The sequence below is a fragment of the Marinobacter sp. S6332 genome (assembly GCF_023016045.1).
Classification (GTDB): Bacteria; Pseudomonadota; Gammaproteobacteria; order Pseudomonadales; family Oleiphilaceae; genus Marinobacter.
On sequence record NZ_JALKAP010000001.1, the window covers coordinates 478,010 to 498,190 of the forward strand.

A 20,181-nucleotide genomic window follows, 5' to 3' on the forward strand; every position below is an offset into this window, starting at 1 on the left:
GGCTTAGTTTCCTTGTATGCGAGCCCTTCGGGCGTCTTCACGACGAATGGCCGATTGAAGGTGTCGTTCGCTGAGAAATTCTTTACCTGTTAGCACCATGTCTTTTGCTGCCCGACGCAAGACGCGCTCCACATCGGCATGGCTCATGCCCTTGAAAAGACTGGTTATACGTGCATCGTCAATGTCAAACTCGCGACGCAACCCGCGAAGCTTGATAGACAATAATCGCCGCAATTGCTCCAGGTTCGGAGATTCGAAGACCAGCACTTCGTCAAATCGGCGCCAGATTGCAGCATCTAGGATACGTTCATGGTTAGTGGCCGCGACCAGAATGCTCTTTCCCTCGTAGGCATCCAGCATTTGCAGGAAGGCGTTGACAACACGCTTCAGTTCGCCATGCTCAGCCGTATCCGCGCGTTCTTTGGCCAACGCATCGAACTCATCAAACAAAACAACCATCGGTGTGGTGGCTATGAAATCAAAGACCTGCCGCAAATTGGAGGCGGTTTCTCCCAACAGAGAAGACACCACGCTATCAATGCGAACGATTGCTAGCGGTAGTCCCAGCTCGCTGGCCAGAACTTCTGCTGTCAGCGTCTTCCCACACCCCGGTGGGCCGCAGAACAACAGGCGGTCAGCTGGATGCAAGCCATAGCTATGCAGAGCTTCAGCTCGATGGTGTTCCTGTAATAGCTCGTTCAGTAAAGAAGCGTTTTCATCGGATAACACAGCATCTTCGATGCGACGGACGGGTTCGTTGATCTGCAAAAGTGGAAGGTTGCGTTCTTTATCTTTTGGGACGCGATCACTCAAGAGCGTATTTGTCGCCCCAGCGGTGTTACGGCGACCATAGAGAATTCTTTCCAGGTCGTTTGCCAGTAGATGATGCTTTCTGGCACGTTCTTCCTGAATCAGTTGTTCAGAAACCCGCTTGAAGGCTTCGTGGTTGCCTTCTGTTCCCGTTTTTACAAGCTGCCGGAGAAGTTTGCCGGTGGCCATAGTGTTTCCCCTACAGGATTATTTCGAAAGTGATCAACAACTCTTGGTTATTTTAACCCTTCAAGCTCAGCTTTCATTCGCCGCAATTCTGCATTGATTTCAATCTTGCGATTAAACTGTTTTTCGCGCTTCAACCGAGCTGTGATCTTGTCTATTTGCCGTTGCCTGGCCTGTAGTTGCTCTACACGGTCCACCGCGTCAGCTAATGACTCCTCTGGCCGTGAAGGTATGGGAATCAAGTGGTGCAACAGTTGTTCGTAAAGCCCGTTCATATCCAGCGCCACCGGTAAGGTCTGACGTAGAATGTCCCTCGGCCACCAGTGTGTCTCGAAGTAATTGCCCGTCACTGAGTGGCTGCTGTCCGCCTCATTCTTCGGGTTCTGGGCTGGTCGCTTATAGGTGGCTGCTACCTTAATCCGCGCGCCTTGTATTAACTCGAAAATTAGTGGAAAAGGAATCGCCCGGTCAATTGCCTTGAGCACGTCCCGATCCAGTTCGGTGCCCTTGAGCGTGATGCGGAATACCTGAATCTCCTTCACTGTCTTAGTGGCGGGCAGGTTGACCGTCTCCGGGGCCAGTTTGTAGGCCCAGGTAATCTGCTCCACCTGTTGTACAAAACGCTCCTTCAGGGCACTACCGACGGCCCCATATTCGTATATCTTGCGCTTGGGTACCACCCGGTCAAAGGCAGCTGTCCTAGGCCAGGCAAACAGGGTCATGTACCTTGCCTTTCGACGACCAGGAAGGCAATGAGTTCGAAGTCATCCAGACCTTTAATGGTATTGGTCAGCGCAGTGGTGCGGCCACCACCGAACAGGCTGTCGATGTCTTTTTCGTCTTTAACGTCAATCATGCTGCGGATGGCCTGGCTGAGCAGATCTGAGTAGCGCTTCATGTTGCGTCCGTCATCCGTGTGTGCATTGAACTTGTGGCACAGGTCGGGAATCGGTTCCATTTTGCCTTTGCAGCTGCTACGGACGAGGTCGAGCAAGCGTTTGACTTCGGTGTGGTCTGCGACCACCTCACCGTCGTCGCCAATATACACTAGGTAATAGGGGTGCAGGCGATTCTGCTGGTTGACGTTCACACTGTCGTGGATGTTTTTCAGTGCGAAGATCACGCCCGGCTCTATGCCCAGTTGCGGTTGGGCTGGCACGAGAGCGTGCATACCAAAGGGCACGTTTTCCAGCTCGCCGTGCTCTTTCACGTAGTTGAGTAGGTCCATGCGGAAGTCATTAAGGCCCAGGTCGGTAATCGACACACCGGCTTTGACGTCTTCCAGTTCGATCACCTCCTCCTGCATGCGTTTGAGCTGATCTTTCCGGTAAGCAATTTCACTGGATTTGGCGGTGAGCACGTTGTCATCGCCGGTGGCGGTCACGTCCGCAATCACCATGCGGTTTTCCACCCGCTCCTTCAGGTTGATGTACTCGTCCAGGCTGATGTCCGGCCAATAATTGACCAGCTGTATCTGTTGGTTGGGCGAGCCGATACGGTCGATCCGGCCGAAGCGCTGGATAATGCGCACGGGATTCCAGTGAATGTCGTAGTTGATCAGGTAATCGCAGTCCTGAAGGTTCTGGCCTTCGGAAATGCAGTCGGTACCAATCAGAATGTCCAACTCACTCGGCTCATTCGGGAGTGCGATGGCCTTTTCTTTGGAGCGGGGGGAGAACAGGGTGAGCAGGCTCTGGAAGTCGTAGGCCTTGTGCAGCGTTGACTTGGGCGCGGCCGATCCGGTCACTTTACCGACGTGAAGCCCCAATTTCCGCGCCATGGGGGCCAGGTTGTCGTAGAGGTAGTCGGCGGTATCGGCAAAGGCGGTGAAGATCAGAACTTTGCGGTTGCCGGGGTTGAGTGGATTTTCGAGCTTACCGTTGATCAGTTGTAGCAGGTGTTGGAGCTTGGCATCATCGGCCGGCGTCACTTTGCGCATGGCTTCTAACAGCCCGTCGATGAGTAGCAGGTCGGAATCGAGGTCATGGCGCCATGAGGGAAGATCCATGTCGGCGAGGCTGATCTGTACCTTTTTGCCGACAGTGAATTCGTCCAGCCCGGTCAGATCTTCATCATCACTATCAAAGCCGCCCGGATTATCCAGGTAGTCACCAATCTGAATCGCCTGACCTCTGGATTCAAATCCCTCGATAGCGTCCAGGGTGCGGGTGATATTGGCCCTGAGGGCTGCTAGCGTTAGCCGGAAAGCTGCGACGGAGCTTTCCAACCGCTTGAGCAAATTGGTTGTCATCAACGCCTGCAGACTGTGTTCGCGGTCAGCCTGGCGCAGCTTGCCTTTACCGCCCTCGACCTGGGTGTCGTACAGTTCTTCGTATTTGCGGATACGGCTTGGCAGGATGTAGCTGATGGGCGCATACACGGCCAGCTTGAGCAGGGATAGCTCGGTGAAAATATGGTTCAGGTCGGCGACATCCGACCGCTCAGTAATCGGGCAATGGAACGATAATGGCTTGCGCCGTTCCGGAAACGGCCCGATATCCGTGGTGTCGTAGAAGGTCTGGATATGCTTGCGTGATCGCGCAATCGTTACGCTATCCAGGAGCTCGAAAAAGTCGAAATCCAGCGCCCGGAGAATTGAGGCCGCTGTGCGCTCTTCTGGTGGCAGTGCCGACCACTCGTTAAAGGCCTTTTGAGCCTGACGGAAGATCTCTTCTACGCTGGTTTCAGTTTTTAGGTGTTTGCCAAGTGCTTCTGACTGTCCCTCGTAAGCCAAAGCCAGTTGATTACGCAGGTCGTTGAAGCGATTGTTGACCGGAGTGGCTGACAGCATCAGCACTTTGGTTTTTACACCGGCGCGGATGACCTTATTCATCAGCTTCTGGTATCGCGTTTCCCGGTCTTTATAAACATCGTTATTGCGGAAGTTATGGGACTCGTCGATGACGACCAGGTCGTAGTTGCCCCAGTTGACTCGGTTCAGGGGAATGCCAAAGGATTCCCCGCCAGTGCGCGACAGATCGGTATGGCAAAGCACATCGTAGTTAAAGCGGTCTTTGGCGAAGATGTTCGTTGTGAGGTTGCTGTTGAAGTTGCGCCAGTTGTCCGCGAGCTTCTTTGGGCACAGCACCAATACCGACTTGTTGCGCAGCTCGTAGTATTTGACCACCGCCAGCGCAGTAAAGGTTTTACCCAAGCCGACGCTGTCCGCCAGGATGCAACCGCTATAGGTTTCCAGCTTGTTAATAATCCCGGTTGCGGCATCTTTCTGGTAGTTGAACAGTTTGTTCCAGACCAGGCTCTCGCGGTATCCCGTGAGGTCGTTGGGCAATACATCTTCATCTACATCCTCCAGGAAGTCGTGGAAGATGTTGTAGAGCATAATGAAGTAGATGCGCTCGGGGCCATTCTCCTGATAGACGGATTCAATGTGGTCGCAAATGGCGCTAGTAACATCTTCCACCTTATCGGGATCGTTCCAGATTTGGTCGAACAGTTGCAGGTACATTAGAGCGTGGGCCGGCTCGTCCATGCGGGTAACGAAGTTGGAGACGGCATTGCCCTGCTGATAACCCAAGTCCACGGTGGTAAAGCCGTTGACCGGCATGTACGCAACACGGCTATCGCCCCCGGCCACGTGGACAAAGGACTGCATTGGAGCCTTCGTTTTATTGGAGCGGAACCTCGCTTTTTCGCGTATCCATTGGGCGCATTCCCGAGCCACCGCACGCTGGGTGAGCTTGTTGCGCAGCTGAATTTCAAACTCGGTGCCGTAAAGTCCGCTTTCACGCTGAGATTTGGGGATAAAGAATTCCCGGCGCTCCTTTTTCAGGCGGTCGGTCACTTCGGTGGGTACAAACGTGGGGGCGGTGAACACGAACTGCAGGCTTTCCACATCAGACAGCTCGGCTTTCAGCGCTTCGAAGGCATAGATAGAGAAGCAAGAAGCCGCAATTTTCAGGCGGGCACCTGGGATGATGGTTTCTTTTAAATCATCGCCCAGCAGGCGGTTGATGTTGTCGATCATTTCCAAAACTTGCCACTCCTGTGGGCATGCCCGCCCCATATACTGTTGTCTGCTTAGGCGACCCATTTCTTTGGACCGACAAGAGTAATTCTACTGAGCTTTGACCATTTCGCTGGTGACTGGCTTCGTAGGTTGGCTCGGATCACCGGCCAGCACAGCACTCTTTAGAATCGCTCGGGCTTCTGCTTCCATGCTGCGGCCGTTGATGGCTGCTTTCACACGCAGGGCTTGGTGAACTTCGTCGGGTAGATTGCGAACCGTGAGCATCGCCATTGCATTGGCCTCCTATGCATACAATGCATGCAGTGTAGGTTGCTGTTTTTGCATGGGCAAGTTCGCCACGTGGGATTTTGTTGGATGAATTTTTCACAGCAATCCTGAGTTAACGCGGAAAATTCGTGTTTTCTCGCGTTGAGATCTGCAGAACGTTTTGCCAGACTTACTCTTAATTCCTCCCTTCCATTTTTCGGATAGGGGGTTGCTAGCTGGGCATTCAAAACAATCAGCAATTGTTCCCGGCTTTGCCGGACTCAAAAACGATCCTCGTGATCACCCCTTCCAACGGATCATTCACGATCCATTATCTACAAATGGTGGCCACGCCACCTTACTTCCTATGTGCGTTTTTTACCTGGCGCCCGACCAAAACCCGATCACTGACCACTCAGCAGTGCTGCTGTTTACATAGTGAGATGGAAATAGGAAAGAGGCTTGCAAAAATACTAATATCAGTAAGTTGCAGGCCTAACCAATGACCGAAAATTGCGGAAAAGGTTTACGTTAACTCCGCAATTGAGCAACAGGGAACGTTACCAGCGCATCATCGTTGGCTGCTCACCTCTCCGGTCATCCCTCCGCCGTTTGGCAAATCCTCCGTTGTGATATCTCGCTGATGACGAGATGCCGCTCCCCGTACACCCTGTCGATTCTCGACCTCGTGTTCACGGCTCGCAATCGAGACGAAACAGTGCTGATACAGCAGCACGATGGATGCTCCCACCGTCAGGGCCCTCTGGACCTTGGCACAGTCACACTTAATGCGGACTACGGGGCGGAGCATCAGCGTGGGAACCGGCTCTTTGCCCCAGATTCCGCATGGTTTGCCACGCACCCTGTATTCATGAGTTTTCAACAGAAAGGAGGAAGGTATGAGTAATAAATCTGTTAAACGAGGTTGCCGCTCTGCAAAGCGGAGGAGGCCGGATTACCGGCGAAACTACGGCTATGGCAAAAAACTGAGCGAGGCTATTCATCAGGCCCTAGATCAGCACTACGGTCGGGACAGCCACTTCAACACGAGAGCGACTCACAAGCGTCGGGCGGGTGTGTTCGTGAGCTATTGCAAACGCCATGGTATGAACGACGCTCGAAAAATCGATCGGGAATTCACTCTTCAATTCGGGGCCTACATCAAAGCCAGACTGAGTTCTGATTACGAGTGGTCTGATGGGGAGGTTGATGAGCAAATCAGTGTCGCATACGCGCACAATGCCATCAGCACGGTTAACACCGTCATGCGCGCATTTCGTGGTGATGACACTCTGAAAGTATCGGCCCGGGAAGTTCTGGGGGTTTGCAGGAAATCGGTTCGGACCAAAGAAATTAAGGTAGATGTGGTGGATGCAAGGTACGCAGCCAACGTGGCAATCGCTGCTGGATTTGAGCGTGGCGCTGCTTTGATTCTGTTGGCTCGTGCCTGGGGTATGCGGGTCAGGGAATGCATCCTTCAGGATCTTGATCGTATGAAGCGCGAAATCGAAGTTACTGAAGAGGCAGCCATTCTTGAGGGTTGCAAAGGCGGCAGAAAAGCGAAAGACCGCTCCATCAAAGTGAATGAATTTCGTATGGAAGCACTGAATTACGCCATCGAAGTTCGACCGGAAGGATCTAGGAATTTATTGTCGGAAACCGACACGGTAAAGTCTTTTTTGAGGACAGAAATCAATCCGTGCCGGCAATTTTTGCGATCATCCGGAATTCCTCAATTTATGGAGCTCAGGGCAGGTTTTGCCCAGGATATCTATGAAGAGGTGATGGGTGGGCCGTCACCGTTGAAAGGACCGATCCGCGATAAAGTTATGGACCGGATAGCCAGAGAAGAAGTCGCACGGCAGCTGGGCCACAACCGCGTATCAGTCGCAAGTGCATACGTGGGAGGCATGCGCAATGCAGCTTGACTATCTGTTTAAGCGGTTGGATTTCAGCTCACTCGGCGAAACGGAGCGGAGGCGGTATATCAATCGGATAAATCGAATTTTCGCGGTTATTGAGGAGCAATTCCCTCACGTAACCCGACCAGAACAGATTAAGTTGAAACACTGCCAGTATTTCCGGAATGTCTGGTTGCCAGACCGTTCGAAGTCAACATCGACTCAACGGGAATATATGCGGGCACTTGGACTAATTGTTCGAGCGCTGGGCCGACCCGGAACCTGGTTGGGCGCTCTTGGAATCAAACCCGCGACGGAACGAGGCGGTCGCCCCGGAGAGGTCGGAATCAAACGGTCCAAAAAGTATTGGCGAGAGAAAAACTGCCCCGACCACTAGAATGTGATCGGGGCTGTATATCGGCGCTCAGTGCAGTGTGGTTGATTCGTTCATCAAACCCACTTCAGCACCGCAATTGACAGGCGCCAATAGGCGACCCGGTTCGCTGGCGTTCTGGTACATATCGATGTTTAGCCAATCTTCACCACATTCCATTTGGACATTGATATGCAAGTCGCCGCAGCCGAATTCCGCCGCAAGTGCGGCGGCCAAACGCTTTGCTTCGAACATTGATTTCATAGTTAGCTCTCCTCAGAACCAGTTGTTCTTTTTAATGTCGCCCAACTGATCCACCAATGACTTTTGGGGCGGCGTTTGCGTGGTTGAAGATCCGATGTTGTCTGTGTCATCGCCGGAGTTGTCGAGTGTCTCTGTAATAGTGGCGGTGCTGCCGTCGAAACAAGACAGCGTCAGTGACGCCGTAGCACCTTTGAAGGGATCAATGGTTTCCGCAACCGCAAGTGCTTCTCTCAGCAATGAGCTGATTTCGTTGAGTGCATTTCTCATAATGAAACTCCTGTGAAATTAGATTTTTGACCTGTCGAATTCCACAATACATGAAGTCGCGGTTTGACCAAGCAACTGGCTAGGGGAGCGGGTTTGTCATGATATTCTGAAGCTCTTCGAGGGCGATCAGATTACAGCGGATCGCTGGCTTTCATCGCCGATCAAGGTGTTAGATAACCATCCTCCTGCTTTGAAGTGGGAGACCAAAGAGGGACTTCAAACACTGCGGAGTCTCATCAAAAAATGAAAAGAAGGAGCGGTATCCTAGTCGATTGCCACTGAATCCAATTCTTGTAGAAAGCAGAGCGGGACGCAAAGGCTGCTCTCTCTTTGATTAATCAATTGAAAACTGCAATTGAGCAAACAACGGCTTTGACGCCGGGCTCTATGCGAGGGAGCCCCAACCATTGAGCAGGCGATAGGCCTCTGAAACGCTCAATGGCGGCTCACCATCATCCGGATTCCATTCTGGCGTCGCATCGATTTGCTCAGTTGGAATAAAAAACCCAATTAAAGCTGCCGAACGCTCAATCGCTCAACCGAAATCGGCTTCAACAGTTTCCAGTTGATCAGGTCGACGGCGGTTTGGCCGGTACCGCGGATCTTCTCGTAGCGATCAAGCGTTTCCATCTTATCGTCACCGTTTTCGGTGGCGATTTCGTGAAAACTTAACCCATCGATCTGGAAGAGCAGTGGCTGATATTCGCTCTTGAGTATCGAGACCAATGGCCCGGGCAGCACATCCAAGCAATCAAGCGAGCCTGTTTTTAACTGAAGAAGGTGAATGAGATTCTTTATATAGTGAAGCAGCTCACAGCCTTCAGAGAACCCGTAACGTGCCGCGACCCTCTCTTCGGGGCAGATGTAGGTCTCTCCGTGTTGATAATTGTGCCGATTACCGTCGCAAGTGAGTCCTTGTTCGACGACAGGCAGCAGGTTGTGACGGTTATCGATCCAGAGCGGCTGATCGTGCAATTGCCGGTCGGCGAACTCGAACAGATCGACAAACGCCTGAACCCAACCGTTTTCCTTCACAACATCCTGACCGCCCAGACCGAATCGATAGATATCGGGGAGAAACAGGGAGCTGGTGCCGTGAAAGAAAGGCACGGTGAACGTGCCATTGGCGTCTAATAACGTACTGGTTCTCACCAGGCGGCCCTGACCAGGAACCACATACCGCTGTAGTGCGAACCCCTATCCGTTTTATCCGGGGTATCGAAGACGACCTCGTGTAGGTCTCCTTCAGTAGCGCCCTGCGCTACCTGATCAGCGATCACCCGAGCGGCAGTTTTCGCCAGCGCTTCTCTGTGACGGTCTGCGACCGGTCCTTCGCCTGTGTCCGATGTGGTGCACTTTGACCACCACTCAACGTCAAAAGTTACTTTCATGAGTCGGCTCCTTTTCGGAATTGTCGGCGCGGAATCGCTTCAGGTCATCCACGCTCAACGATTGGTTGAATAGTTTGTTTCGTTACATTTTGGGAAAGTAACACAAAGCGCCGGAGATCATAGCGATTGCCCTGGGAGCAGCTCAGCCTCATTTTTCGTCGCTGAGTCGGAGCATGACGACCACACCCAAGACCACCGCGCCTGTGCGCTGCGCGTCCTCCGAAAACGACCATTCCGAGCCCATGAACGCGGTTAAAATGAGCGAAAAGCAAACCACAACGGCTGGCCAGTACCAGAGAAATTGTTTTTCCTTGCCGAGCATTTTGTTCACCGTGTAAGTCGAGAAGACGCACACAAGCGCCGTGGCCACTACCTGGAAGACCGGCTCGAACCATGGCGCCTGCTGAGCCAGATCGACACCGGCGTAGGATGCAAAGATTGAAGAGAGGGCTCTGTAAGTGAATGCAGCCCCAAGCGCCACTGCAGAAAGGATCACCAGCCCGCGAAAGTAAGATGCGGAAATTTCGAAAAAACGAGATTCAAGGAAACTGGGAACGCGATCAATCATGAACAACTCCGGGAAAGACTCGAAAGCAGCCGAATGCTGCAGCGTTAAGTTTCAGTGTTGCATCTCTGAAAACCTGTGCAATGATGGCGACCATCAAGCAGCAAAACGCAACGAACGCATTTGCAATGCTCAAACGAAAAAGCAACCCGGCTCCGAGGTTAATCGAGGGGCAGCTCAGCCGGCGATGGCTTAAACACCGGCAGTCGATCACGGGGTCAAGGTGCATCCAAACCGCACCGCCTCCTCTCCGGGGGTCGACCGAAAGCCTACGGCATAGGCAAAAGATCAAACCCCGCGTAGCCTGGCTGCCCGGGGTTTTCTTTTATCTGACATCTCCTTACTTTCTGGCAAGGGCAACCGTGGGTATGGAACTGGCGTTTTACGCTTTTTTCAGCCTTTTTCCTCTCCGTCACCTTAGTGTTTCTCACCAGCCTGTACTTCTCGGATTCTATTGAGAAAAAGGTGCGCAGAGTGTTTCGGAAAAAAGATAAGTCCAGATGAGGTGTTCGGCGCCGGCCACGCTCAGTGGAACCGACGCCAGATGGAGTGGTTCAGGCGTTATGTAAGTACCGAACGCGGCGAAGATTGAACGGCAGGCCGGAATTTAGGGAAGGCTACAAGAAACCATCATCGGAGCTACCAAAGGTGTCTATGCCAAAGTCGCTATCCATCCCAGTCCCGATGCTCATACTGTCGTCGCTCATTCCGTAAACGTTACCGCCGACATCAATCATACTGCCGGCCATAGGCAGCCCGGTCGCGGGGTTGATGCCACCGCTTGCGATACTGCCGTCATTGCCTAATAGGCCGGAGTAATCATTAAGCAAGCCGCCTGTGAACAGGCTTTCATCATCGATCACAGACTCCGTCTCTGAATCTTCGAAAAAACCGCCCGCCTGGCTGATATCTTGCCAGTCGGGGAATGTCACCATTGTTTCTGGAACTGGCTCGGGCTCCGATTCTGGCTGAGGCGTCTTCAGTCCCAGCCCGTCATGGCTGACGTACTCCCTACCCCCGTGGACGGTGTAAACGGTGTATTCGTCAGGCTTGAGTTCATCGGTTTTGGAGAATAGGGATTTCAGGGTTTTGAACATAACGGCATCATCCAGATTCTTGAATTGAGTCACTTCCCGACAACCTAGCACACAACCAAAAAGATCAAAGCGATTGCCTGATGGGCCGTGCCCCTGACCCCGTGTTAGGTCCACCCAGAGTTGGAAAAATCCGACTCATGACCCCGACCTAGATTTTTATGAACTCTAGTGGAGATACAAGCCAGCACTGGGGTACGGCGAATGTTCGCTTCTGTTAAGAGTTGGAGAGGCCTGGGACGGTCGCAAAGCGAACGTTCAAGCGGATAGACCAACGCTTCCTCCGGGAGATATTCCACTCCTTTATTAGAACAATCTGTAGTAATGGGGCAAAATCCCCGCGAACTGCTGCGCCTTGTATTGCCCCGTTGCGCCATATGCGCCTAATTTAGCGCGCTACATCAAATACATATTTTTTGACGTTCTCTACGTAAGCACCTTGCAACCACTCGTCCCTTCCAGAGTGCAATTCGTCGCCGGAAATTTCGAGTCCAAGAATACAGTGCACGAGTCGCTCGTTTAACAACGATAAGTGGAGGGTCGCAACGGCTAGCCCTTGGTGATGGACCCGCCCGGGGCCTCGGTGGGCTAACTTGTTTCTGATATTTACGAGACCTTTGCTTCCGCTGACCTCCCAAAGATCAGAGCTATAAACAGCATATCTTTGAAACAAGCTGGAAATGCTCTCGGTTACAGGTGGGACTCCTCCTTCCATTTTTTTAGCAAAGCCGTTGATACGCTTCGACATCTCGGAACAATCCTCACTAAAAGAGTCTGCCAGGCTGCGCAACTCATCTACCGCTCTAGCTTCGCCCTCACTAAGTGGTTGCGAGGATGCGGATTTACCAGCGATCGATTCGAGGTCTCTGAACATCGCCATAAACCACTCACCATCACCGATTTTGGCGACTGGACGAAGGCTATAGCTCAAATCATCGACAAATTTCCGCTCCAGATCATCTAGGTCGTGGTACGCAGCGAGCGCAGCCTCCATCCGCTCGGACAGTGAGCGGATGCTAACCAAGTAACGCTTTGGCTCGACGCTCACGTAAGTCGTTCGAGGCGGCTCCAATGGATATTGCCAAAATCGCTCATGCGCCCCCTCGTGGAGGACTTCCCACCCAAGAACCATGATTTTCTGACGGAAAAACACGGACATCAATTTCAAGACGGAATCGATGCCTCCCAAGATATCCTGCGGAGCTAACTTGCCATTTGACGGCGTGGCCTCAAGCAAAAACCCCGTTCTCGATAATAAGCCTTCTGTGCCGTTAAGACCGGCTGTCACCCAATAGCGTTTTAATCGGATATGCCCAAGCTTCGGGCAACGAAAAGCCGCCAATTCTTCGAGCATTTTCTCACTGGGCTTCCAACTACCTACATTTTTCAACATGTCCGGACTAGAGATGTAAATGTTGAAGAGGTTCGTGGGTTGTGACAATTCTTTCACAACCCGCATGCTCGAAATATGCGTCAGTTTGATTGGCGCTGCCCCGTGAAGCCTTGAGGGATATACCGAAGTGGGTAAATTCCGAAACCAGAGATCATTGAGTTCGACTCGGAACACAGGATCACTGCAGACTAGGTTCAATTCGCAGGGGTTCTCAAAACCTCTGATTGGCATCACGGAATGAGGAACGGCTACTTCAATATCAGCGTTATCTCCCCATATCGTTGGCAGCACAACCTTGCAGTCAATAGATAGTTTTCTGCCATCTGAATCCGTCATCTCAGCATCGAAAGAAAACATTTCAGCGTGGTGGCTTAGGTCTTTCATTGATTTTGGGTCCGAGGCCTGAAAGTAATTGGGCAGCACGCTTAGTCATTGCAGAAATCTGACTGCGACATTATTACTGACTTTGAACCATCAATAGCGCTGCACATAAAGCTAAAAAAACAATAGCTTAGCCGAGCATGGTTCTATCTGCCATGTAATCATTTAGTGTCTACAATCTGCTCCGCCAATCATACTGGGTGCAATGGCTGTGATTAGCTTGAAAGCTCTAGAGCAAAACTCTGACTCGAATGTTCGCTTTTGTTTAGTGGGCAAACATCGAAGCGCTCAAAACTCATTTACTTCTCAGGTTATGATCTTTCAAACGAATCCGGAAAATCTCACCCAAGCGCCTTTTGCGCGCTGCATTTTCATTGATCGATCCCTCGGCAATCTCTGTGGTATTGACCGATACCTAAGCTGCGATAACTCGTTGCTCAGGAGCATTTGGCTCACCAATCCCGCAGTCGATTCTCGTTTTCGTGTCCACAGAACGCTGTTGGAGCGAAACAGCCCGCCACCGCCTCAGAGCCCCTCTGACGGACAGTTAATGAAGGAGGCTTGGTAGAACGCAGCCAAAAAGTCCGCTCGGAGCCTTCTTTCGCGCGAAATCGGGCCCCTCTCCTATGCGTAAAAAATTATCTAATACAATCAATTTGTTGGCGGATGAACATCAGCTTTAGCCGCAAGAGAACGCCCCAGCAAATCCCACGCAGCTCGCATCTGATCCATGCTATGACCATGTTGATATCGACGACGGACACCCAGAGGACGGTGGTTTTGGCAAGCATCAATGATATCCGGTGTCACTTCGAGCATTTGCATTTGAGTTGCCGCCGTGCGTCTCAGATCATGCACTGTCCAATGGCCATCAGGAAGGATCAAAGTTGAGTGATTTCTTGTCCGGCCTTTTTTTTGTGGTGCCTCTGGAGCACGTTGCCGCTCACATATTGCCTTACTCAATACTTTTGGAATCATATGAGGCCGTTTTTTCGATTTTCCGGGCATCATCCAGTTCGTGTGACCGGTAAGCTTGTAAAGCTCGGAGAACCATTTCTTTGAATACTCAGATAAATAAATGATGATCGGATCTTCATTTTTTGAATGTTCACCGGGAATCAGCCACATGTTGTTGTCAAAATTCAGGTGATCCCACCTTCCTTTGAATAGCTCAATACCCCGACAACCCGTTCCAAGAAGGATGTGAACAACGCATTGCAGATTCAGTGATAGACCGGAATCTGGCAATATTCTGTATAGATCTTCTAACTCATCCGCTTTTGTCCTGGTCGCACAGAGGACTCTGCTTCTTATCTTGTCTTTCCCGCCCACGTCTGTTTTGTCGAGGCAATCTAAAACTGAATACTCAATGAACTCCCTTTTGACGGCCAACCGAAACATCGCCTTCGTGTATGACAGTACAGTGTTGGCCATTGAGTTGTGCCCAGCCGCTAAAATCGGATCAATCGCAGAAAAGAAATCTTGGCGCGTAAATTCCTGAATGGGTATCGTCCCGAAACGATCGAGCAGGTGATTGTGCAAGATCGTCATTGCATGCGTCCCACCATCCTTATGGCCTTTCTTTTTGTTAGCTAGCTTGGCGGCATAAACAACGGCCACATCGTTCAAAGTCCGCAATGCCTGCTTCCGTTCTATTTCCAGCAAATGCTCAGCCTTTCGCTGTTCCGCTTGCTTCTTTTTCTCCTCTTGGGGGTCTTCTCCCTGTCGAATACGGACCCGCCATGTCTCGGCCTGCTCCCTCGCAGAACGCGTTTTCAGTCCTTCGCAAAAAGCACCAAGTGAATACTTTCGCCCGACCCACTGACCGGAACCAATCTGAACGGTATACCTCAGATGCCAGAGTTTTTTTCCGCTTGGCGTTACACGCAACACCAAGCCGGTGATAGTCGAATCCTGAATGTATGTGTCTTTCTGACTGGGTGTCAGTGTCCGGATCAATTTATCCGCTGAATCGGCGCTCTTCGGAATGAGCTCCCTGTTTTTTACTGCCATTGTCTGACTCCGTTAAAACTAATTTTAAAGAATTTTGGGTACTGGCTGGGGACAGATTCTGGCTTGGGTACATGCTGGGTACCTGTAAAACGTCTTGCCACAACCTGAATCAACTCAACACACAATAATTCTATAAAAAACTATATAAATCATATAGTTGTTACGAATTAACGGAAACGAAATGAACCTAAATGAACCGAAATGAAACACTAGACTACTGCCTTCGGGACGAAGGGGTCGCAGGTTCGAATCCTGCCACGCCGACCATTTTGTCGCTTTCCCCAGCTATCCTCCTCCCTGTTTATTCGCCCGAACCCTTACCAACGCAATCCGCAGGCTACTGACTTCTAGACCGACAAATGCCGCCTGAACAGCGCCAACGCAGCACTGAAAAACACCACACCTATACCCGCCAGCGCCAGCATTTGTGGCCATATCACCTCCAGCCCCGCGCCACGGTACAGGATGGCTTGCGCCATGCTGACGAAGTGGGTGGTGGGCGCTGCAAGCATGATGTTCTGCACCAGATCGGGCATGCTTTCCCTAGGTGTTATGCCGCCTGAGAGCAACTGCAGGGGGATGATGGTGAGTATCAACAACAGGCCGAACTGGGGCATGGTGCGCGCCACAGTGCCAATCAAAATGCCAATGGCGGTGGTGGAGAACAGGTGAATCAAGGCACCGAAGAAAAACAGCAGCAGCGAGCCCTGTATTGGCACCCCGAGTACTTGCTGGACAATCACCATCACGGAAAAAATCGCCGCCAGCATCACAATAAGCCCGTTGGCCCACACTTTTGCCGCCATGATTTCAAAAGGCCGGATGGGCATGACCATCAGGTGCTCCACCGTGCCGTGTTCGCGCTCCCGAATCAGCGCCGCTCCCGACAGAATAATACTGATCATGGTGATCATGGTGATCAGTTCCATCACCCCACCAAACCAGGTGCCTTCCAGATTCGGATTGAAGCTGGCATGAACCACTAGATTGATTGGCAAGGCGGCACTGGCACTATCACGGCGCAAGAATTCCGCCACCTCCATGGTGACCATTTGCTCGATGTAACGGGAACCGATGAAGGCCTGGGTCATGCGCGTGGCATCAATATTCAGCTGAAGGCTGGTTACACGCCCGGTGCGCATATCGCGCTCAAAGCCCTCGGGAATCACCAGTGCGAAGGTGTGGCTGCCGCTGTCCAGCACGGTATCTATCTGGCCAAAGCTGATGTGATCGGGCTCAAGAAACCAAGGCTGCTGCAAGGAATCGATAATGTGGCCAGACAACGCGGTCTGGTCTTCATCCACAACTGCAACGGGCGTGTTGTTCAGCTCCATGGAACCAGCAGAGCCAGCGGTATAGACCATCAGGGTAAATGCCAGTACGACAAACACCAGCAGCACCTTATCGCTCCAGATGCTGCGCAGTTCTTTCATTCCCAGATTCCAGATATTGACGATTGATTCCATCATCAACGCCCCTGTTTACGAAGTAGGAACACAGACATCAGCGTAAGCATCGGAATAAACGCCGCCAGGATCAGGAAAGAATACTGCAGATCAGCAAACGTAAGCCCCTTGGTAAACACACCACGGCTGATCTGCAAAAACCAGGTGGCGGGCCAGAACTGGCCGATAACCGCACCGGCACCCTCCAGTGACGACACCGGCTCTGTCATGCCGGAGAACTGAATGGTGGGCAGTATGGTAACGATGGCGGTGGCTGCCAGCGCGGCTACCTGAGTAGAGGCAAAGGCCGAGATAACCTGACCCAGACCGGTGGTGGCCGTTACGAACAGCAGAGCGCCCAGGGTCAGTGTCAGCACACCGCCTTTCACGGGCACATCGAACAGGAAAATCGCCAGCAGCACTAGGCTGGCATAGCTCAACATGCTGAACCCGATATAAGGCAGCTGTTTACCCAGCAGGAACTCCAGCCGGTTCACCGGTGTTACATACAAATTGGTGATCGAGCCCAGCTCCTTCTCCCGCACAATACCCAGCGCCATCAGGATGGCCGGAATGAACACCAGCAAAATCGGGATAACCGCTGGCACCATGGCGTCGAGGCTCCGGAAGTCCTGATTGTAGCGGTAGCGGGATTCGATGGTCACCAAGCTCAGCGTTGGCACGGCGCCATAGGTGCGAAGCGCCAGGTCTTTCAGATAGCTGAAGTGGAGCCCCTGGATATATCCTTGAATGGTTTCGCCACGAAACGGCATAGCGCCATCTACCCACACGGCAATATCAGCGGACTGGCCGCGCTTGATATCCTTACCGAAGCCCGGCGGTATGGCCAGCGCCAAACTGAGCTCGCCGGACTGCATTCGCCGTTCCAACTCTTCCACATTGGATAGCGCGGGTTGCTCAATGAAATACCGGGAGCCGGAGACAGCGGTTATGTAGTCGCGGCTTTGGGGGCTCTGGTCCTGATCCAGAACCGCAAAGGGCAGATCTTCCACATCCAGCGTAATGCCGTAGCCCAGAATCATCATCAACAAGGCTGAACCGATGAACGCAAACGACATGCGAATAGGGTCGCGCAGCAGCTCGCGGGTTTCGCGCCGGGCGTATGCCAGCAACCTTTGCCAGCTGAAACGCCGGTGACGAGGCTGAGAGGCGCTGTCGGAGCCCAGTACCTTACCGTCGCCCTGACTTGTGGACGGATCGATGGCTGCCTCAAGCGTTTGCATAAAGGCGCCTTCCAGATTCTCTGCCCCGGCCTGCTCAATCAGTGCAGCAGGGGTGTCGCAGGCCACCACTTCGCCGGCGTGCATCAGAGAAATCCGGTCGCAACGTTCACCTTCATTCATGAAGTGGGTGGAAATAAAAATGGTGACACCGTCTTCGCGGGATAACCGCAGCAGCAGGCGCCAGAAACTGTTGCGAGCAGCTGGATCCACTCCGGAAGTAGGCTCATCGAGAATCAACAGCTCCGGCGAGTGCACCACCGCAACCGCCAATGACAACCGCTGGCGAACACCCAGCGGCAAATCGCCGGCAAGCTCGTCCATCACATCGGCCAAATCAAACTCGTCAACCAGCTCATCTATCCTGGGCTGTATACGCTCCGGCGCTATATGGAACAACTTGGCGTGCAGCACCAGATTCTGACGCACCGTCAACTCACTATAGAGCGAGAACGACTGGGACATGTAACCCACGCGCTGGCGAGTGCTCAGATCACGGGAGTCCAGAGGCGCACCAAACAGCGAGACCTCGCCCTCGGTTGGGGTTAGCAGGCCCGTCAGCATTTTCATGGTGGTTGTTTTACCACAGCCGTTGGAACCCAGAAAACCGAATATTTCGCCCTTGGGAATGGTGAAGCTGACGTCTTTCACTGCGGTAAAGTCACCAAAGCGCAGGGTGAGGTTGTGGGCTTCTATGGCCGGGATGTCATCGGCTGAAACTACGGTCGGCGCTGCGGTTTTCGGGTTTGTGCCGGCGGTTTCCTGCCGGTCGTCCGGCAGCAAGGCAATAAAGGCCTCGTCAAGAGTGTCTGTGCCGGTTTTCTGCTTCAGCTCCTGAGGGGACCCGGTATCCAGTATGGCGGCCCCGTCCATGGCAACCAGCCAGTCGAAGCGCTCGGCCTCTTCCATATAGGCGGTGGCCACCAGCACGCTCATGATGGGTTGCTGGGCGCGGATAGAGTCGATCAGATCCCAGAATTGTTTACGGGCAAGTGGATCTACGCCGGTGGTGGGCTCGTCCAGAATCAACAGTTCCGGATTGTGGATCAGGGCGCAGCACAGCCCCAGCTTCTGCTTCATACCGCCGGAAAGCTTGCCGGCGGGCCGGTCGCGGAACTCCAGCAGGCCGGTGGCCGAAAGCAGTCGGTCAATTTGGTTGGCGCGATTTTTTCCTCGCAAACCGAACAAGTCGGCAAAAAAGCCGATGTTCTCATCGATTGTCAGGGTGTGATAGAGGTTGCCGCCAAGGCCCTGAGGCATAAAGGCAATGCGCGGCGCGGCTTGGCTACGAAAGCGTGAATCGGCCATGTCGCCACCCAGCACCTGTAAACGGCCCTGTTGCAACTCGCGGGCGCCGGCTACCAACCCCATCAAGGTAGACTTGCCCACGCCATCGGGACCAATCAGGCCCACCATGCAGCCAGCGGGTACATCAAGGCTGACGTTTTGCAGGGCAGTGCGGCTGCCGTAGTAGTGGCTTATTGACTCCAGCCGGGCAACCGGTTCTGTCTCCATGGCGTCGGCGTTACACTGATCAACCATTGGGCAGATTCACTTCCAGTTGCTCCGGCCAGGACTGGCTTTCATCCAGGCGCACATAGGCGTCCCCCGGCACACCGGTTTTAACCCGATCGCGGTAGGCTTCGAGCAACTCCGCATTGATTCTTATGCGCACCCGGAACATCAACTTCTCACGCTCGCTGCGGGTTTCCACCGCCTTGGGCGTGAACTGGGCCTCGGCCGCCACAAAACTCACCTCCGCCGGCACTACGTAATCGGGCAGAGCATCCAGAACAATACGGGCTTCGGAACCAACCCGAACCTTACCGGCCTGGGCGGTGGGCAGAAAAATGGTGAGGTACACATCTGTAACATCGATCACCGTTGCAACCTTGCCTCCGGCCGCCAACACCTCGCCTGGTTCAGCCAAACGGTAAAGTACGCGCCCGCCAATCGGGCTGACAAGGTGGCTGTCGTCAATCGTGGTTTGAACCTTACGAATGCTGGCTCTCGCTGCTTCAATACCGGCACCGGCAGAGGCTACCTGAACCTTCGATGCCTGCAATGCAGCTTCAGCAGTTTCTGCAGTGGTGCGGGCACGGTCAAGCTGCTCGCGGGAGACATGGCCTTTATCGACCAAAGACTCTATCCGGCCCAGCTCAGCTCGGGCCAGCCGGAGTTCGCTTTCACGCTGGACCACCACGGCTTCGGCCAGCTTCCGGGCCTCTATTGCCTGATTCAGGGTAGCCTGAGCGGCAGCCATGGTTGCCAGTAGTTCATCAGTGTCCATTTCAGCCACTGCACTCCCGGCGTCAATTAGGTCGCCCTCAGCTACAAAAAAGCTCTGCAACCGGCCCGGTATACGGGTGGCAATGTCCACCTGAGTAGCCTCTATGCGGCCATTTCCGGAGGCAATGTGTTCTGGAAGCATGTCGCTATCCGGCAAGAATTGCCAGGCGACTATGGCAATAGCAGCGATCACAGCAAGAGTAATGAGAAGCTTCTGGCAAACTTTGGACTTTGAACCGGACATTGTTCTTCCCTGGCGCAGGCATGAGTTGTTGCAGTTAAAATTAGGTTGCTATCAGTGTAACAAAAAAACTTCTGCGCCAAACTGACACGC

General features: G+C 52.9%; 16 protein-coding genes. 1 reads left to right on the plus strand and 15 read right to left on the minus strand.

What is annotated here, in order from left to right:
• Nucleotides 1-3 precede the first annotated feature (3 nt).
• From MWU62_RS02170 to MWU62_RS02185, 4 genes are all read right to left on the minus strand, one after another.
• A complete protein-coding gene (locus MWU62_RS02170) occupies nt 4-999 on the minus strand; it encodes an ATP-binding protein (RefSeq protein ID WP_247113207.1) in 996 nt (331 codons plus the stop codon).
• Between the two features lie 47 nt (nt 1,000-1,046).
• Nucleotides 1,047-1,718: a DUF4391 domain-containing protein gene (locus MWU62_RS02175; protein ID WP_247113208.1), complete on the minus strand. Its 672-nt coding sequence runs from the start codon at nt 1,716-1,718 to the stop codon at nt 1,047-1,049.
• Entirely contained in the window at nt 1,715-4,987 is a 3,273-nt protein-coding gene (locus tag MWU62_RS02180; protein WP_247113209.1) for a helicase-related protein, read from the minus strand. Before MWU62_RS02180 ends, MWU62_RS02175 begins: the two co-directional genes overlap by 4 nt.
• An 84-nt stretch (nt 4,988-5,071) precedes the next feature.
• Nucleotides 5,072-5,254 (minus strand): Arc family DNA-binding protein, encoded by a 183-nt coding sequence (locus MWU62_RS02185; protein ID WP_247113210.1) that lies wholly within the window; start codon nt 5,252-5,254, stop codon nt 5,072-5,074.
• A gap of 875 nt (nt 5,255-6,129) precedes the next feature.
• Between MWU62_RS02185 and MWU62_RS02190 the strand changes: the two genes are divergently transcribed.
• On the plus strand, nt 6,130-7,158 hold the full coding sequence (locus MWU62_RS02190) for an integrase domain-containing protein (RefSeq protein WP_247113211.1): 1,029 nt from the start codon (nt 6,130-6,132) through the stop codon (nt 7,156-7,158).
• 397 nt (nt 7,159-7,555) lie between these two features.
• Here MWU62_RS02190 and MWU62_RS02195 read toward each other — a convergent pair whose 3' ends face one another.
• From MWU62_RS02195 to MWU62_RS02245, 11 genes are all read right to left on the minus strand, one after another.
• Nucleotides 7,556-7,768, minus strand: a complete 213-nt coding sequence (locus MWU62_RS02195; RefSeq protein ID WP_247113212.1) for a hypothetical protein — start codon at nt 7,766-7,768, stop codon at nt 7,556-7,558.
• A gap of 12 nt (nt 7,769-7,780) precedes the next feature.
• Nucleotides 7,781-8,035 (minus strand): hypothetical protein, encoded by a 255-nt coding sequence (locus tag MWU62_RS02200; protein ID WP_247113213.1) that lies wholly within the window; start codon nt 8,033-8,035, stop codon nt 7,781-7,783.
• 510 nt (nt 8,036-8,545) lie between these two features.
• Nucleotides 8,546-9,187 carry a hypothetical protein gene (locus MWU62_RS02205; protein WP_247113214.1) on the minus strand — a complete coding sequence of 214 codons (642 nt, stop codon included), beginning with the start codon at nt 9,185-9,187 and terminating at the stop codon, nt 8,546-8,548.
• The gene (locus MWU62_RS02210) at nt 9,184-9,426 is read right to left on the minus strand and encodes a hypothetical protein (protein ID WP_247113215.1); all 243 of its coding nucleotides are present in this window, start codon (nt 9,424-9,426) and stop codon (nt 9,184-9,186) included. The genes MWU62_RS02205 and MWU62_RS02210 overlap by 4 nt, the downstream gene beginning before the upstream one ends.
• Nucleotides 9,427-9,574: 148 nt before the next feature.
• Nucleotides 9,575-9,994: a hypothetical protein gene (locus MWU62_RS02215; protein WP_247113216.1), complete on the minus strand. Its 420-nt coding sequence runs from the start codon at nt 9,992-9,994 to the stop codon at nt 9,575-9,577.
• A 614-nt stretch (nt 9,995-10,608) separates the two neighbouring features.
• Nucleotides 10,609-11,121 (minus strand): hypothetical protein, encoded by a 513-nt coding sequence (locus MWU62_RS02220; protein WP_247113217.1) that lies wholly within the window; start codon nt 11,119-11,121, stop codon nt 10,609-10,611.
• A 352-nt stretch (nt 11,122-11,473) separates the two neighbouring features.
• Nucleotides 11,474-12,862, minus strand: coding sequence for a hypothetical protein (locus tag MWU62_RS02225; protein WP_247113218.1), 1,389 nt, complete (start codon nt 12,860-12,862; stop codon nt 11,474-11,476).
• 648 nt (nt 12,863-13,510) lie between these two features.
• Complete coding sequence (locus MWU62_RS02230) at nt 13,511-14,872, minus strand: tyrosine-type recombinase/integrase (protein WP_247113219.1); 1,362 nt, start codon at nt 14,870-14,872, stop codon at nt 13,511-13,513.
• Nucleotides 14,873-15,219: 347 nt separating this feature from the next.
• On the minus strand, nt 15,220-16,338 hold the full coding sequence (locus MWU62_RS02235; protein ID WP_247113304.1) for an ABC transporter permease: 1,119 nt from the start codon (nt 16,336-16,338) through the stop codon (nt 15,220-15,222).
• A gap of 2 nt (nt 16,339-16,340) precedes the next feature.
• Nucleotides 16,341-19,100, minus strand: coding sequence for a ribosome-associated ATPase/putative transporter RbbA (gene rbbA / locus MWU62_RS02240; RefSeq protein WP_227714200.1), 2,760 nt, complete (start codon nt 19,098-19,100; stop codon nt 16,341-16,343).
• Nucleotides 19,093-20,091, minus strand: coding sequence for an HlyD family efflux transporter periplasmic adaptor subunit (locus tag MWU62_RS02245; RefSeq protein ID WP_247113220.1), 999 nt, complete (start codon nt 20,089-20,091; stop codon nt 19,093-19,095). Before MWU62_RS02245 ends, rbbA begins: the two co-directional genes overlap by 8 nt.
• Nucleotides 20,092-20,181 lie beyond the last annotated feature (90 nt).

What these genes read in the sequence shown, in the direction of transcription:
- MWU62_RS02195 (WP_247113212.1), bottom strand. Translation starts at nt 7,768, where the DNA reads ATGAAATCAATGTTCGAAGCAAAGCGTTTGGCCGCCGCACTTGCGGCG.
- MWU62_RS02230 (WP_247113219.1), bottom strand. Translation starts at nt 14,872, where the DNA reads ATGGCAGTAAAAAACAGGGAGCTCATTCCGAAGAGCGCCGATTCAGCG.
- MWU62_RS02200 (WP_247113213.1), bottom strand. Translation starts at nt 8,035, where the DNA reads ATGAGAAATGCACTCAACGAAATCAGCTCATTGCTGAGAGAAGCACTT.
- MWU62_RS02225 (WP_247113218.1), bottom strand. Translation starts at nt 12,862, where the DNA reads ATGAAAGACCTAAGCCACCACGCTGAAATGTTTTCTTTCGATGCTGAG.
- MWU62_RS02175 (WP_247113208.1), bottom strand. Translation starts at nt 1,718, where the DNA reads ATGACCCTGTTTGCCTGGCCTAGGACAGCTGCCTTTGACCGGGTGGTA.
- MWU62_RS02170 (WP_247113207.1), bottom strand. Translation starts at nt 999, where the DNA reads ATGGCCACCGGCAAACTTCTCCGGCAGCTTGTAAAAACGGGAACAGAA.
- MWU62_RS02190 (WP_247113211.1), top strand. Translation starts at nt 6,130, where the DNA reads ATGAGTAATAAATCTGTTAAACGAGGTTGCCGCTCTGCAAAGCGGAGG.
- MWU62_RS02210 (WP_247113215.1), bottom strand. Translation starts at nt 9,426, where the DNA reads ATGAAAGTAACTTTTGACGTTGAGTGGTGGTCAAAGTGCACCACATCG.
- MWU62_RS02185 (WP_247113210.1), bottom strand. Translation starts at nt 5,254, where the DNA reads ATGGCGATGCTCACGGTTCGCAATCTACCCGACGAAGTTCACCAAGCC.
- MWU62_RS02235 (WP_247113304.1), bottom strand. Translation starts at nt 16,338, where the DNA reads ATGGAATCAATCGTCAATATCTGGAATCTGGGAATGAAAGAACTGCGC.
- rbbA (WP_227714200.1), bottom strand. Translation starts at nt 19,100, where the DNA reads ATGGTTGATCAGTGTAACGCCGACGCCATGGAGACAGAACCGGTTGCC.
- MWU62_RS02245 (WP_247113220.1), bottom strand. Translation starts at nt 20,091, where the DNA reads ATGTCCGGTTCAAAGTCCAAAGTTTGCCAGAAGCTTCTCATTACTCTT.
- MWU62_RS02215 (WP_247113216.1), bottom strand. Translation starts at nt 9,994, where the DNA reads ATGATTGATCGCGTTCCCAGTTTCCTTGAATCTCGTTTTTTCGAAATT.